Genomic DNA, 14,184 nt, shown 5'->3' on the forward strand with positions numbered 1-14,184 from the left:
AAACCCAAGGAGAATATATATGAGCTATGCAATTATCGGCTTCGGCAATATCGGCCAGGCTCTGGCCAAGGCATTTGCCCGCAACGGCATCGAAGTATCCGTTGCAACCACGCGCGACCCGGAAAGCTTTGCATCCGCAGCGGCCGCGATCGGACCCACGATCATTCCCAAAAAATTGGCGGAAGCGGTCAAGGCGGACATCATCTTTTTGGCTGTTCGTTTCGAGTCGCACCCGGATGTCGCGAAGGCGCTGCCCACCTGGCAGGGGAAGACCATCATCGATGTGACCAATGCCTACGGCGTGCCCCCTGAGGATCTGGGAGGACAGCCTTCTTCCAAGTTCGTCGCGCAGGCCTTCTCTGGTGCAAGTCTGGTCAAGGGCTTCAACCATTTGGTCGCCGCGGTCCTTGACCAGGACCCGGCCGTACATGGTGGCAGGAGAGTCGTGTTCCTGGCGAGCGACGATGACGGCGCCGCAGCGGAGATTGGTGCGCTCGCGGAAAATCTCGGTTTCGCGCCGATCAGGCTTGGCGGGCTTTCGGAAGGTGGGCTGCTAGTCCAGGCGCGCGGAAATAGCTGGGGTCAACTGATCTTTAAGGATCTGGTCAAGTTCGACGGATGAATCGTCATGAGCACTATCAGCATCATCGGATCAGGCGGCATGGCCGCAGCGATCGGCGGCCTTGCCGCCAAGGTCGGACACACCGTCGAGGTGATGAGTCGCAACCCCGCGAAGGCGCGGGCGCTGGCCGAGCAAGTCGGAGCCGGCGCAACGACAGGAACATTCGGTGTCGCCCCGGCCGGGGACATCGTCATCCTGGCGGTTCCCTACTCAGCCGTTCTCGACGTGGTGAAGCAGTACGGCGAAGGACTGGCAGGCAAGCTCCTCATCGACATCACCAACCCCATCAACTCCGACTTCACGGAGTTCTTGACCCCTGAGGACAGTTTCGGGGCGCAGGAGATCGCCAATGCCGCCCCTGCCAATGCGGATATCGTCAAGGCGTTCAACGCCCTGCCCTCCCACATCCTGGCTGCCGGCCCAGTCGGGGGCCGCCCATTGGACGTGTTCATTGCCGGGGACGGGGCACGGGCGAAAGCACGCGTCTCGGCGTTCATCGAGAGCCTCGGACTGCGCCCGATGGATGCCGGGCAGCTGACCATGGCGCGGACGCTGGAGCACGCCTGCATGTTGTGGCTAGGCCTCATGACCCACTCCGTCAAGCACACCAACTTCTCAATCGGCGTCAGCCTTCTCGGCTGAGCCACCGCTGCGTCCACCTCTCGCATCGAAACACTTTTAAGGAGCAGAAACATGCGCGTTTTAGTTACTGGCGGGACCGGCCATATCGGTCCGTACATCATCCGAGATCTCATCGTCGCCGGACACGAGGTCACCGGCTTGGCCCGGTCAGAAGCGTCTGAGGCGGCGGTGTCCGCGCTCGGCGCAAAGGTGCGTCGCGGGGATATTTCCGACCTCGACGGGCTCAAGGTGGCGGCCGCAGACTCCGACGGTGTCATTCACGTCGCGCACCGGCAGGATCTGCTTCCCTCCGGCGGCATCGATGCCGTGGCTGCCGCAGAGGTCCAGATCATGCTCGCCTACGGCGAGGCCTTGGCAGGAACCGGAAAGCCGCTGGTCGTGTCGGGGAGCATTGGCTCGCCCGGTTGGGAAGGCCTGGGCCGACCGGCGACTGAGGCCGACCCGGCTCTTCCCGGCGGCGGATACAAGGGCAAGTTGCGGGTTCGTAATATCGTCGAGACTGCGGCAATCGGCCTGGCCGAGAAGGGCGTACGGTCCTCGATTGTGCGAATTCCCCCCATCATGCACAGCACGACCGACAATACCGGCTTCCTCCCGCTGCTGATCGGGCTCGCGAAGGAGAAGGGTGTCGTCGGCTTCCCCGGAGCCGGCGCAAACCTGTGGCCAGCCGTGCACGCCCGCGATCTTGCCTCTTTATTCCGTCTGGCTCTGGAGAAGAGCACGGCCGGCAGAAATTGGCACGCGGTCGGCGACGAAGGCATCCCGTTCCGCGAGATCGCCGAGGCCATTGGCAGTCGTCTCAAGCTACCCGCGGTGCCCATTCCCGCAGACGTCCTGATGCTGCCGGGATACTTCGGGTTCCTCGCGAATTTGGTCACGCTGGACCTCCCGGCATCCAATCTCATCACCCGCCACACCCTTGGTTGGGAGCCGTCTCAGCCGGGTCTGATCGCGGATCTCGACAACGGCCATTACTTCCCGACCGGCTGACCCTGCGTAGAAATCGTGAACAGCATTGCAATTTTTAGGAGACTGAACATGAGCACTATCAGCATCATCGGCGCAGGGAACATGGCCACGGCGATCGCCGGCCGTATCGCCAAGGCCGGGCATACCGTCGAGGTGATCACCCGCGACCCCGCCAAGGCGCAGGCGCTGGCCGACAAGCTCGGGTCCGGCGCGACCACAGGGACATACGGCGCCGCGCCGAAAGGTGACATCGTGATCCTCGCTGTGCCTTACTCCGGCGCGGCAGCCGCGGTGGCCGACTTTGGGGACGCGCTCGACGGCAAGGTTGTTATCGACATCGCCAATCCGGTTGCCCCCGACCTTTCAGGCCTTGTCACTCCCTCCGGCAGTTCCGGCGCACAGGAGACTGCCAAGGGCCTCCCCGCTGGCGCGCATGTCGTGAAGGCGTTCAACACGATCTTCGGTCACGTACTTGCCAAGGGTGGCCCCTTCGACGCGTTCATCGCAGCTGACGATGCAGCAGCGAAGGCGCGCGTCTCGACTTTCCTAGAAAGTCTCGGGCTGCGTCTGTTGGATGTCGGCGGCCTGCACATGGCCCAGACGCTCGAGGCGCTCGGCCTGATGATGATCGGCCTTGCCAAAAACGGCGCCGGCACCTGGGACTTCGCCATGAACGTCGATATCGGCTGAGTCGACGATACACATCGCGCGGGGCGCCGATCACAAAGACTGGGTCGAACACCTCGCCCGCCTAGCGGGAGCCGAAGCCGCGAACGCAGCCACTTGGGCCGCCATCCACCGGAGTAGAATCACATGCACATCCAACTCAAAGGCCGCAAAGCCATCGTGACCGGCTCTACCGCCGGGATTGGCCGAGCGATTGCCGAAGGACTGGCACGCGCTGGTGCGTCGGTCGTAGTCAATGGCCGCACGCAGGAACGCGTGGACATGGCGCTGCGCGAATTGCGCGCGCTGTTGCCGCAGGCAGAACTGCATGGCGTTGCTGCCGATGTCGCCATGCCGGAAGGCTGCGCCGCGCTGATAGCGCAAGCGCCCGATGCCGACGTCCTGATCAACAACGCCGGCACCGCGCGCCCGAACAACTTCTTCGATCAAACCGATGAGGAATGGCTCGACCTGTTCCACCTCAACGTGCTCAGCGGCGTGCGCCTGGCGCGTCACTACCTACCGAAGATGACGGCACGCGGCTGGGGACGCGTGGTGTTCATCAGTAGCGAATCGGCGTTGAACATCCCGAAGGAAATGATCGACTACGGAGTGACCAAGACCGCGGTGCTCGCCGTATCGCGCGGGTTGGCCGAACTCGTTGCCGGAAGCGGCGTCACCGTCAATGCGGTGTTACCCGGTCCGACCGATTCGGAAATCCTGTCCAACTGGATGAAATCGGTTGCGCACGGCCAAGGCATCACGCCCGCGCAGGCCGAGCAGGGCTTTCTGAAAACGATGCGCCCGACCACGCTGATCCAGCGTTTCGCAACTACAGAAGAAGTGGCGAACATGGTGGTCTATGTCGCTTCAGAACAAGCTTCGGCGACGACCGGCGCAGCCTTGCGTGTGGACGGCGGTGTATTGCGCTCGATTGCCTGACTGTTTCCGTAGGGCGAGATATTTGAGACGAACTTCTGCGCTGGAACGAGGGATAGCCGCCGGTGGAAACCTACCTCGTCAGCTTGGCTTTGGCGGAGTGGCTTTCAGCCGAAGTTCTTTGGCCATATGAATGGCAGCTTTCCCCAAGTAGCCGCCCGAAACCTGTCAGTCCGTTTCCCACCCACTGCGGCCTTCGCTTGTCGCAAATTTCCCGAACTCTTTCGTAGCGGGAACAGGACCAAAGTGGCGGCCTGCCGGAAGGCGGCCGCCAAAGCGGGCGAGGATCATGCGTTGCGCGACCACGGTATCCGTGGTGGCTCAAGGACAATAGGCGTTACTTCAGACGATAGCCATTGGAGGCCACCGCGATCTATTTCATCGGCTTGCAGATCAGCGGACGAAGCTCCTGCACGATCACGCCGGCTTTCGGCGAAAGCATCGCTCCGATCCAGTTGTCCGAAAATGTTCCGGCCGCATCAGCCGGTGAAAGCCAGATCATCTCGTTCGTGTCGAGCTCGATCTTCACCTCGCTCCCGATGGGACTGCCGGCGACGGTCTGAACATAATGACGCTTGATCGAATGGGCCTTCCCTTCCGCGTCGACCAGCTGGTTCTCTCGATAGGTCACCGCGATCGTGCCCGCCTCCCCGCTCGATGCGCAATCGGTCGCCCGCTCGCATCGAATGACCGTCGAAAACGTGCAGGACCAGGTGAAGCCGCTACGCCACATCGGATTGTCCGCAGCCCATGCCGCGGACGCCGTCAGGAGCAGCGCCGAAATCAGCGGGTATTTCAAGATTGTCATCCCTTTTGGCCCGAACGCCATGTCCGGTGCGAAGCGCATGGGATAATGATAAATTATAATTTATGGAATCCGCAACAGCAGTGTCGGATCGGTTTAGCCGCGCGGCCGTGAAACTCAGCCGTCGCTGGATTTAATGCCCATCATCAGCTCTTGCAGCGGAACCTTCAAATTCGTGCTGATCCGCGTGATGACCTGGAGAGACGGATTGGCTGTCGCATTGAGAATAGCGAAATAAAAGGGACTGGTGATCTCGCAGAGACGCGCCATCTCTTTTTTCGTCAACTCACGCTTCTCCCGCTCGCGCTCCATGACCATCGCCATGTTTCGCAGGATCATCGTGCCAAGATCAGTGTCAGGCTTCTTACGCTTGCTCGCCATCGTCGGATAAACTATAATTTACGAATTAGTGTGTTGGATGAGAAAGTTGCCGATGTCTGCCAAAGCCACACCCGTCAACATCATCGTCGGAATGCTTCTGACGTCCGCCGTGTTTCCCTCTCCGGCTTTCGCAAGCGAGTGGGGCTGCGAAGTCCTGCTTTGCGCTTCGTCTTCCAACCCATCCTGGAGGGGCGTGCCCGCCTGCCATCCGCCGATGAACCGGCTGATCTCCGCGATGAAGAAGCCGGGCTTCGACTGGCCGACCTGCCCCGAAGGTGGCACGGGAGCGCCGGGCTACGAGAGGTATGCGCAATGCCCGGAGGGCTATCAGGTCGGGAGCAGCAGGGACCGCAGCGGCTTCGCCAGGAACGGCGACTTGTGCGTTAAGACAGTCAACGTTTGCCAGGGCAATACGCACGGTCTCTATAACTCTGATCGGCAGCGAAGCTGCATACAAACGGTCTCCATGTCCCGACCGCTCAGGTCAGAGCCTTACTATTTCGACATCAAGAATGACACCTCTGGCCAAACCGAGCGGCATTGGTTCGAGTTGCACAAATAAACGGTTTCGAGCACTTAAGGAAGGTTTAAATCCATGCGAACTGTCAATCGTCACACTCTTCTTGGCCATGTTGGCAATATGATACCGCTCAAAAATGTGCTGAAAGTGAACATCGCGACCAATCGCGAATGGCTGGCGGATGGGGATCGGAAAAACGCGACCGACTGGGTCCAGGTGACGATCCTCGACAAGAAGCAGGCCGAGTGGATCGAACGCAACGTCGGGCAAGGCGACCTTGTCTATGTCGAATCCCGGATATCGAATTCCAGCTACGAGCGCGACGGGGAGCAGGTTTACACGACCGACGTCATCGCGCAGCTCTTCAACCTGGTTTCAAAAAGCCGGGTGCACGATCATTCCTAGACACGTTTGATCGGATCGAGGGCCATCGACCGCTCCGGCCGGTGGCCCCTGCCCCGCCAGCGATATGCGTCTCTCTTGAGACCCTTTGTGTAGACGTACCAAGTTTGGTACATGTACGGCAATGATCGATCCTTGGAATATGTTGCCGACAAGGCTTCACCTCTGCCCGCATTAAAGCTGGAAGAATAACGGATGAGCGGCGTGACTTGAGCACGGAAATCGAACGCAGTTCTCTCGGCGACCCCTTCGAGGATTTTCTGAAAGAGCAAGGCACCTACGAGGAAACGACCGAATAGGTGCCTGATCAATCGTCGTCAGGCAACGGCCGCGCAGCACACCCGCCAAGTCCCTATCTTGTAACGGCATCGCTTTTGGTGCCAGAATAACCATGTGCACATTCAGTCGTGATCGTCATAGGAGCGCCGTAGGGTTTCCCGGAGCCTCGTGGGGAACGGGCGTTTTTTCATGATGGTGATCTTCTTCGATAGCCTGGTGGGGCCACCGCCCGTCCCGGTCGGCCGCGCTCTATGCCAGCACGGAGCCAGCCTGCGGCCGTCTCCGCCGATCCCGGTGACGGATCGCTTGTCCGGGAGGGAGCTGCGCCCCCAGCATTGAGGCCCGGTGACGGGCCGCTCGTTCCCTGCCGCTCGTACGACATGCCGCCGATCTGGCCAATGGGCTGGCGCGCCAAAGGCGCTGTCGCCCGGCGAAAAAATCGGCTTTCACCGCTGCGCGCCGAACCTTCCGATTTCCCCCCCGGCCGACCCATGACCGGATCGCCGCCCTGCCGGGAGCGGTCTTCGCCCCCTCCCTTCGTCCCGAGGACGTGTGGGCACGTCCTTCGGCGCGAAGGAAGAAGGCTTCGCCCCCGGCGAAACCGAAAAGGAAAACGGGCATGACTATTGCAGTCGTTGAAAACAATACCCTTGTCGTGACGGTCGGCAGCTATGCAGCCAGCATCACCGCCGGCAGCATTATCAGCAGCTTTGATGCCTTGAGCCATTTCCCGGAGCGGCGGGCCGCGCTCGAACTGTCCGATCTGGCCATCCGCATCAATCGCTTCGGGGATTATGTCGACCAGCTCGCCGCGCAGGAGAGCGTCGACGTCGGCTTCAATGTCACGGAGGAAAAGCAGGCTTTCGCCATGCAGCATGTGGCAATCACCCGCGCATTCTGGGCGGCCGAGAGCCGTTGCATGAGCTGGTTCGTCACCGGCGCGGCAAACTTCCCGGTCGCGAGAAACGAAAAGCGCCAGCGGTCGGCCGATGCGCGCAGCGCCGAAATCCGCGAACACGACAGGAAGGCCCGTAAAGCTGCAAAGCGGCGTGCCTTTCCCTACGGCGCCGAGGGCGAGGCAATCCGCTCGAATGATCCGGAGGCGCTGGAGAAGATCAGGAAAAAGATCGCCGGGTTGGAAAACGACTGCGAGCAGGCGAAGACCGCGAACCGGATCATCCGTACGATGCGCACAAGGAAAGCCGAAATGGCGGAGATCGTTCGCGCCGTGGTGGAGCAGACCGATATTGAAGCCCATGTCATCGGCCGTGCCTTGCAGCACGCGGAAGCCTACGGCTCGCCCCTGAAATTCGACACGACGCTTGATCGCGCTGAAATTCGCCGCCTGCAAGACCGCCTCGCTTCGCTGGAGCGGTTGCAGGAGCGCGGGGATGTCGAAACGACGGTGGAAACCAGCCTCGGCGAAATCGAGATCATCGAGAACACCGACGCGGCGCGCATTGAGCTTGTCTTTCCCGGTAAGCCCGATGACGAGACGCGCCGGCTCCTGAAATCCAACGGCTTCCGTTGGTCGCCCACGCACGGCGCTTGGCAGCGTCATTTGAACGAAAACGGCCGATGGGCGGCAGCGCGTCGTCAAGCAGCTTCAGGACGGAGCCGGGGGCGCGTAAAGCGCCCCTCACGTGCATGGTTGCAAGGCTGTAATCGGCGGCTACCTCTCCCACGAGCCTGGCCATTGCCGCATCGAGCGGCGCGGGCCAGGACGAGGGGTACCCCGAAGCCCCACCCCATCAAACACCCTTCCCGCCCGTCATGCCGGTCAGACTTGGCTTGCGGCCCAGATCTCGGGCCGCCAAGACTCGATAAGGGCTTCGATCTCCGTTCGATAGTCTTTGGGGTAGAACGCCTGGGATTGGCGGCCGAGGCAGATGAACACCGTTCCCATATCGGCGGCAATCGCCTGATCGACGCCGAACAGGTCCGCCAGATCGAATCCGCCGACCGCGAAGAAGACGTTCGCGCGATTTTCAGCAGACGTTCGAACGCGGCGCGTTCGTGATCGGTCATTGCCATGTCATTCCCCCTGTGATCGGTTGACGCCCTTGACCCGGCGGCTGGCGGAAGCTTGCTTGATGACGGCCGCGATCTTTTCCAGGAAAGCCGCGCTTACGCTCCCGATAGGCTTGGTCGCGTCGAAGTCGAACGCCTTGTCGAGCTCCACACGATTGTACTCATCGAGGATAATCCAACAGGGAAAGGACAAGCCCACACGGCGGCATTCCATTTCGGAAAGAGAAAGGGAGATGCGCTCGCTCTGCGGCTCCTGCGACGTGATCGGGAAGAGATAGACCGCACCCGGATTTCCGGGCGAGCGCACGACAATGCAGACCGGACGCGCTTTGCGGCCGGATTCCTCGCCCGCGCTTGCTTGCCGCGCCCACAGATAATGGAAACGGACGACCTGCCCCCGCTCAAACATCGCGGCCTGCATCGTCGAGGATTGCGTCGATGCCAGTCATCAGCTCATTGTGGATCTCGTCGGGCGCGTCTTCCAAGCGATACGCCTTGGCATGTGTCTCGCCCTTCAGGCGCTGATAGGCGTCGGCCGTCAGGATCACCAGCTTCTGCTTGCCGCGCTTGGTGAGCGCGACGGGCTCGATAAGGGCGGCTTCGAGGATTTCCCCGGATGCCCGATTCATGTCGGAAAAGGTGAACTGCTTCATTGTCGGCCTCGATTCTGAATGTACCTAATATACGTATTTCATGCGGAATATGCAATGACATAGTTGGTGGGACCACCGCCCGTTCCGGTCGGCCGCGCTCTATGCGAGCACGGAGCCAGCCTGCGGCCGTCTCCGCCGATCCCGGTAACGATCGCTTGTCCGGGCGGCGGCTAGCCCCCGGCAATGAGGCCCGTTGTTGGGCCGCATCGTTTGTTTCGCCCCTGACATCGTCGGGCGTTCGTATCAAGGGGCAGGCGCGGCAAGCCGCTTGTCGCGTCGGCAAAAAAAAACGGCTTTCACCGCTGCGCGCCGAACCTTCCGTTTTTTCCCCGTCACGACCCCTTGACCCGAACGACCGCCGCCATGGGGCGGGCTTTCGCCCTCCCCCCTCTGATCGGGGAGGCTTCGCCCGAGGGGGCTTCCCCTTCAGGCAAATGCCAGATCGATATAAAACCCCCGGAGGGAAGGCTTATGGAAAGGGCTGAAATGGAACGCGGTGGCCTCACTGCAATGGACGACACGGATTTTACGAAGGCGGTTGCCGCAGAGGTCGCCCGTTTTAAGGCCCAAGGCTATAGCAAGGCCTACAAAGACGCTATCCGGCGCCGCATCGACCACACCGAGCAGCAAGGAGATTTTTCATGGCGCAGGTCGAAAACAACGACTCCGCCGAATTCATCGACGATCGCGACCCGAAACGCGCCGCGTGGGACGCCGAAGTCCACCTCCCGACCAGAGCCACGCCTGAATTCATCTCCGCAGCGCTGTTGCATTTGATTGAGAACAAGATCGAATTCGGAATCTTCTATGAGGGCGGCAAGGTCGTTATCGCCTACGAATTCGGGAATGACCCCTATGTCCCGTCCATGTGGTCCGACGGGAGCTGGCGCATCGGCCATGAGCCGTTTTACGGCGACGACGACGATTGATGGGAGACCTGGAGGCGGCTCCGGCCGTCTCCCCATGACGGTTGGGACACTGAGACCCCGCGATAGTGCGGGCCGGCGAGGCGCTTGGTCGGGTGCCTGTTCCTCGCCGCGTCGAGCGGCGCTGAACAGGACGAGGGGTGCCCCAAAGCCCCACCCCTCGTATGTGGAACGGCCCGTTTAGCAAGACGCTGCTGCTGTAATTTTCCAAGTCGGGCGGTGCGGTCGTATGTCCGGCCTATCAGCGCGGGCATGCGACCGCTGGCCATGATGATTTCCGTAATGCTGGATCGCCCAATCAAACACACGCGCTCGAACGCGCAAAGAGGGGAATGGTCTGATCTGCATTGGAATTCGCCCCTTGGTTCATCACTTCAGCTGCACCTTGCCTCTCATTCCGGCGCTATCGCCCCGGAGTTCCGTAAAAATATCACGCGTGCGACACTCTCGATGTCGGTTCGTAACATCCGTCTTTGGTCATCAAAGCCCAGATGATACGGGCTGTCTTGTTGGCCATGGCCACAGCGACGACCTTGAAGGGCCTCCGCTTCAGAAGGCTGGCGACCCAAGGCTGCATAGTCGCTCCGTATTTTGACATTCTGAGGATCGCCATGGCGCCCACCATGAAGAGACTTCGCAGTTGAGGATTGCCCCGCTTCGATATCGAACCCAGCTGGATCCGGTACGAGCGCCCTCACCGCTGCTGCAGTAATCGGGCCGACGCCTGGAATGCTGGTCAGGCGTCGAGAGACGTCATCCTCTCGAACGGACGAAACGATCACGTTTTCCAGCTTCATGATTTTCTCTGTCAGGCGCTCGATCTGGTCCGCGATCTCAATCAATGCAAAGCGGGCGATCGGTGGCAGTCGATGATCGGTATCGTCGCGCACTATCTCGATGAGCTTGGCGCTTGCTTTAAATCTTGCACCAGCCACGATACCCATCTCGACGAGATGAGAGCGTAGCGCATTGACCGTCTGAGTACGCTGCCTGGTAAGGAGATCACGAGCCTTGAGCATCATGTTGACGGATTGCTCGACATCCGACTTCACCGGCACAAACCGCATCGTCGGTCGTGTGACAGCCTCGCAGATGGCTTCGGCGTCCGCGGCATCGGTTTTGTTCCTCTTCACGTAAGCCTTGACGTAGGAGGCGGGCATGATGCGGACCCGGTGGCCGAGTTTGCCGAACTCGCGCGTCCAGTAGTGAGCGCTGGCGCAGGCCTCCATCCCGACCAGGCAAGGAGGAGTTCGTTCAAAGAAGTCTAAAAGTTGAGATCGGCGGATTGCTCGACGCGTCACAATATTTCCTGCGGCATCGACGGCGTGGACCTGAAATACCGATTTTGCCAAATCGAGACCAATCGTAGCAATCGCAACCATGAAACTGCTCCCTGTGTGAACTCTCGCGAGAGTATGCGGCAAACTCAGTTGCCTGAGGAGGGCCGTTCCACACCATCAAACTCCCTTCCCGCCCCACCGGTTTCCTGGGCTTGGCTTTCGGCCCGGGTCTCCTACCGCCACGCCTGGATGGAGATTGTCCGCTGCACGTATGTATCGGTAAACCGGCCTTTAGCGATGACGCCATGGCGTCTCTGGATTGCCGTTGCGCGGCAGGCGCGTGGCCGCGACGCCAGCCCCGGTGATCGCGATTGCCACCACCGTTCCGATCCAGACGCTGTGAAAGCCCGTTCCGAGAATGAACCCCGCCAGTACTGGAGAAACGACATCTGTCATCGCGCCGAGAGCTTGTCCCGTTCCGATGACGACGCCTTGTCGATCGGATGGTACGTGGACTGACAACGCGGCAAGATAGGTCGGCTTGGCAAGGGCATCGCCGGTGCTGATGCAGAAGACAGCAAAGGCAAGCGCTGGAATCGTGCCCGCCATGCCAGTGCTGGTGAACCCTATCGCCATGAGGGCGAAGATCAGTAGGATCAGGCCCCGTTCGGAGAAGAACCGGCCAAGCCATCTGACCAGGAACAGCTGGACGAGGATGTTGATGGCGCCGTCTGCCGCGATGATATAGCTGAACTCGCGCGGCCCCAAAGCCTGGCCGTTCCAGACGACTCGCTCGGGCAGAAAATTCGGAAGCTGCGAAGTATACATCCCGTAAGCAAAGAAGTGGCAGAGCATGACGATGATGAGGACGCGGATCACCGGCAAGCCGGCTATCGCCCGAAACGAGATCCTCTCCCGGTCCGCCTGCTTGGCCGCAGGCCTCGTTAGATGACCCTGCTTGAGGCCGAGGACTGTTACGGCGATTCCGGCGGCTGACAAGGCAAGCGCCATGTAGATCGGAGCGGTCAGCGAGATATCGGCCAGAACGCTGGAGAGGCCCGCGCCGACGATAGCGCCGAGGCCACCGCCGGCACTCACGATCCCGATAGCCTGCCGCCTGGTGGACGGCGAACTGTTATCTGCCGCATAGGCAGCGGCGGCCGAGAAGTTGCCGGCTGTAAGCCCGAACAGGAAGCGCGCCAGCAACACGACGAACACGCTTTGCGCAAGGGCGAGCAGCAGCAGGCTGACGATCGCCAGACTTTGGCTGGCCAGAAGAACCCGCTTGCGGCCAAAACGGTCGGAAAGCTGGCCCAACAGAGGCGCGGATGCGAACTGGCTCAGCGCTTCCGTGCCGAGAACGATGCCGAAGACAAGCGGGCTTGCTCCCATCTCACGCAAATAGAACGGCAGCACGGGGAGAACCGCGCCGATGCCGGCCGCATAGAGGCCGATCACGGCAAATGGCGGCAGCATCAGCCGCCAGTCGAGCTTCCGCGGCGCATCGACCTGATCTTCTGACGACTCCTTGCCGGTCATTCGGATACTCTCTCAAGCTGAGCCAGGCCCATGCGAGCGAGGTAGATTTCGAGCTTCACGGTCTCGCCCACATCAACCATCGCGCCGAGATATCCGTCGGGGCGGATCAGCACGCACTCCCCCGCTGCCAAGGCGTAGGCATTGCGAATATGGTCCCAGGCATCGACGACGTCCCCTCCCCGGCCGACGTGGTGGACATATAGTCCTGGACGTGGCGAGACATTCGCGTGCGGGGCTTCATTGACCAGAAGTGTCCAATGCGGTCCGCGAAAGAGTTCGAACAGTCGCAGCGGCTGGCCTGCCGCGCCCCTGACTGGCGCGTCCGGCGCACGATCGCCGGCCCGCAGACCATCGACCCGTTTCGGCAATTCCTTGGAGAGTGGCGAGTCCGGGTAGCCGATATCGAGCTGGTGCACCTCACGCCCGCGGCGCATCCCGCCCTGCTTCTGCGCATCGAGCAGCCGGGTCGAAAGTCCGAGAACGGCTTCCGCCACCGGACGCCGCTCCTGCTCGTAGCTATCGAGCAGGCGATCCTCGGCGCCGTGGAGTACGGCAGCAAGTTTCCAGCCAAGGTTATAGGCGTCCTGCACGCTGGTGTTCAGGCCCTGGCCGCCGGTCGGTGGATGGATATGGGCCGCATCGCCGACCAGAAACACCCGGCCGACGCGATAGCGATCCGCAAGCCGGGCATTCATCGCATAGGCAGAGGCCCAGCTTACCGCCTGGACCTGAATGTCGCTGCGGCCTGTCCGCTCCGCGATCATCCGGACAAGTCCTTCGCCCGAAAGGTCAACCTCCCCCTCCAGCGGAACTGGGGCCTGGATCTGAAAAAGGTCGGTTCCGGCAAGCGGGCAGACGGCGGCCATGCGCTGCATGTCGCCATCGTTGAACTGGTGCCACGCCTCGCGGTCGAGCCCGGTCAACGCAGCATCGGCGACGATCGCTCGCACACCCAGCGTCTTGCCGGGAAAATTCACACCAAGCGCACCTCGTACGAAGCTCCGTCCGCCGTCGGCGCCGATGAGATAGCGAACGGCGACTGTTTCCTCACCGTTCGGCCCGACGGTGCGTGCCGTCACACCGTCGGCATCCTGTTCGAACCCGACCAGCTCACATCCGAACTCGACGCGGTTCCCGAGCTCGGCCAGACGGTCGCGCATGATCCGTTCGGTCAGGAACTGCGGGATCATCAGCGGGATATGATAGGGCTCAGCCGGCGTCGGCTCGTGGCGCTCGATGGTGTCCTTTTCCGTATAGCTACCATCGCGGTGATATTCACGCGAAGGTGGATAGATGCCGCCGGCTGCGACGACCTTGTCCAAAATGCCAAGATCCTCAAAAATCTCCTGCGTTCTCGGCTGAATGCCTTTGCCGCGCGAGCCGGGGAAAGGTTGCGCCATCTTTTCGATCAGCCGGAAGGACACGCCGCGCCGTGCCAGCTCGATCCCAAGCGTCAGACCAGCCGCGCCCGCGCCGCAGATGAGCACATCTGCTGCAAAATCATTTGTCATTCCTATCTCCTTGTGTGTA

Annotated in this window: 15 protein-coding genes and 1 pseudogene; 9 read left to right on the plus strand and 7 right to left on the minus strand. The window is 61.2% G+C overall.

The annotated features are described in order from the left end of the window. The first annotated feature begins 19 nt into the window (after window positions 1–19). The 5 genes from AB3G45_RS03785 to AB3G45_RS03805 all read left to right on the plus strand — a co-directional run bounded on the left by AB3G45_RS03785 (window position 20) and on the right by AB3G45_RS03805 (window position 3,841). Window positions 20–622 (plus strand): NADPH-dependent F420 reductase, encoded by a 603-nt coding sequence (locus AB3G45_RS03785; RefSeq protein WP_367829290.1) that lies wholly within the window; start codon window positions 20–22, stop codon window positions 620–622. A gap of 6 nt (window positions 623–628) precedes the next feature. Beyond that, window positions 629–1,264, plus strand: a complete 636-nt coding sequence (locus tag AB3G45_RS03790) for an NADPH-dependent F420 reductase (RefSeq protein WP_367829291.1) — start codon at window positions 629–631, stop codon at window positions 1,262–1,264. A 51-nt stretch (window positions 1,265–1,315) separates the two neighbouring features. After that, window positions 1,316–2,254, plus strand: a complete 939-nt coding sequence (locus AB3G45_RS03795) for an SDR family oxidoreductase (protein ID WP_367829292.1) — start codon at window positions 1,316–1,318, stop codon at window positions 2,252–2,254. 15 nt (window positions 2,255–2,269) lie between these two features. Continuing rightward, entirely contained in the window at window positions 2,270–2,923 is a 654-nt protein-coding gene (locus tag AB3G45_RS03800; RefSeq protein WP_367829293.1) for an NADPH-dependent F420 reductase, read from the plus strand. Between the two features lie 123 nt (window positions 2,924–3,046). Further along, window positions 3,047–3,841 carry an SDR family NAD(P)-dependent oxidoreductase gene (locus tag AB3G45_RS03805; protein WP_367829294.1) on the plus strand — a complete coding sequence of 265 codons (795 nt, stop codon included), beginning with the start codon at window positions 3,047–3,049 and terminating at the stop codon, window positions 3,839–3,841. 370 nt (window positions 3,842–4,211) lie between these two features. Here AB3G45_RS03805 and AB3G45_RS03810 read toward each other — a convergent pair whose 3' ends face one another. Together AB3G45_RS03810 and AB3G45_RS03815 are read right to left on the minus strand one after the other, a co-directional pair. Continuing rightward, window positions 4,212–4,685, minus strand: coding sequence for a hypothetical protein (locus AB3G45_RS03810; protein ID WP_367829295.1), 474 nt, complete (start codon window positions 4,683–4,685; stop codon window positions 4,212–4,214). A gap of 75 nt (window positions 4,686–4,760) precedes the next feature. Further along, window positions 4,761–5,024: a helix-turn-helix domain-containing protein gene (locus tag AB3G45_RS03815; protein ID WP_367829296.1), complete on the minus strand. Its 264-nt coding sequence runs from the start codon at window positions 5,022–5,024 to the stop codon at window positions 4,761–4,763. A gap of 52 nt (window positions 5,025–5,076) precedes the next feature. Here AB3G45_RS03815 and AB3G45_RS03820 point away from each other — a divergent pair, with 52 nt between their 5' ends. The 3 genes from AB3G45_RS03820 (at window position 5,077) to AB3G45_RS03830 (ending at window position 8,245) form a co-directional block, all read left to right on the plus strand. Next, window positions 5,077–5,586, plus strand: a complete 510-nt coding sequence (locus AB3G45_RS03820; protein WP_367829297.1) for a hypothetical protein — start codon at window positions 5,077–5,079, stop codon at window positions 5,584–5,586. 33 nt (window positions 5,587–5,619) lie between these two features. After that, a complete protein-coding gene (locus tag AB3G45_RS03825) occupies window positions 5,620–5,949 on the plus strand; it encodes a single-stranded DNA-binding protein (RefSeq protein ID WP_367829298.1) in 330 nt (109 codons plus the stop codon). Window positions 5,950–6,844: 895 nt separating this feature from the next. Continuing rightward, entirely contained in the window at window positions 6,845–8,245 is a 1,401-nt protein-coding gene (locus AB3G45_RS03830) for a hypothetical protein (protein ID WP_367829299.1), read from the plus strand. 15 nt (window positions 8,246–8,260) lie between these two features. Here AB3G45_RS03830 and AB3G45_RS03835 read toward each other — a convergent pair whose 3' ends face one another. Both AB3G45_RS03835 and AB3G45_RS03840 read right to left on the minus strand, forming a co-directional pair. Beyond that, on the minus strand, window positions 8,261–8,677 hold the full coding sequence (locus AB3G45_RS03835) for a type II toxin-antitoxin system PemK/MazF family toxin (RefSeq protein ID WP_367829300.1): 417 nt from the start codon (window positions 8,675–8,677) through the stop codon (window positions 8,261–8,263). Next, window positions 8,658–8,909, minus strand: coding sequence for a type II toxin-antitoxin system Phd/YefM family antitoxin (locus tag AB3G45_RS03840; RefSeq protein WP_064334353.1), 252 nt, complete (start codon window positions 8,907–8,909; stop codon window positions 8,658–8,660). The genes AB3G45_RS03835 and AB3G45_RS03840 overlap by 20 nt, the downstream gene beginning before the upstream one ends. Before the next feature lie 641 nt (window positions 8,910–9,550). On the opposite strand from AB3G45_RS03840, the gene AB3G45_RS03845 reads away from it, so the two are divergent. Next, window positions 9,551–9,838: a hypothetical protein gene (locus tag AB3G45_RS03845; RefSeq protein WP_367829301.1), complete on the plus strand. Its 288-nt coding sequence runs from the start codon at window positions 9,551–9,553 to the stop codon at window positions 9,836–9,838. A 427-nt stretch (window positions 9,839–10,265) separates the two neighbouring features. Here the strand turns inward: AB3G45_RS03845 and AB3G45_RS03850 are convergent. The 3 genes and pseudogenes from AB3G45_RS03850 to AB3G45_RS03860 all read right to left on the minus strand — a co-directional run bounded on the left by AB3G45_RS03850 (window position 10,266) and on the right by AB3G45_RS03860 (window position 14,165). Further along, a pseudogene (locus AB3G45_RS03850) lies at window positions 10,266–11,217 on the minus strand (IS110 family transposase). A gap of 189 nt (window positions 11,218–11,406) precedes the next feature. Then, window positions 11,407–12,654, minus strand: a complete 1,248-nt coding sequence (locus AB3G45_RS03855) for an MFS transporter (RefSeq protein WP_367829302.1) — start codon at window positions 12,652–12,654, stop codon at window positions 11,407–11,409. Beyond that, window positions 12,651–14,165 (minus strand): FAD-dependent oxidoreductase, encoded by a 1,515-nt coding sequence (locus AB3G45_RS03860; RefSeq protein ID WP_367829303.1) that lies wholly within the window; start codon window positions 14,163–14,165, stop codon window positions 12,651–12,653. The genes AB3G45_RS03855 and AB3G45_RS03860 overlap by 4 nt, the downstream gene beginning before the upstream one ends. Window positions 14,166–14,184 lie beyond the last annotated feature (19 nt).

It is taken from the genome of Shinella sp. S4-D37 (assembly GCF_040812195.1).
Lineage (GTDB): Bacteria > Pseudomonadota > Alphaproteobacteria > Rhizobiales > Rhizobiaceae > Shinella.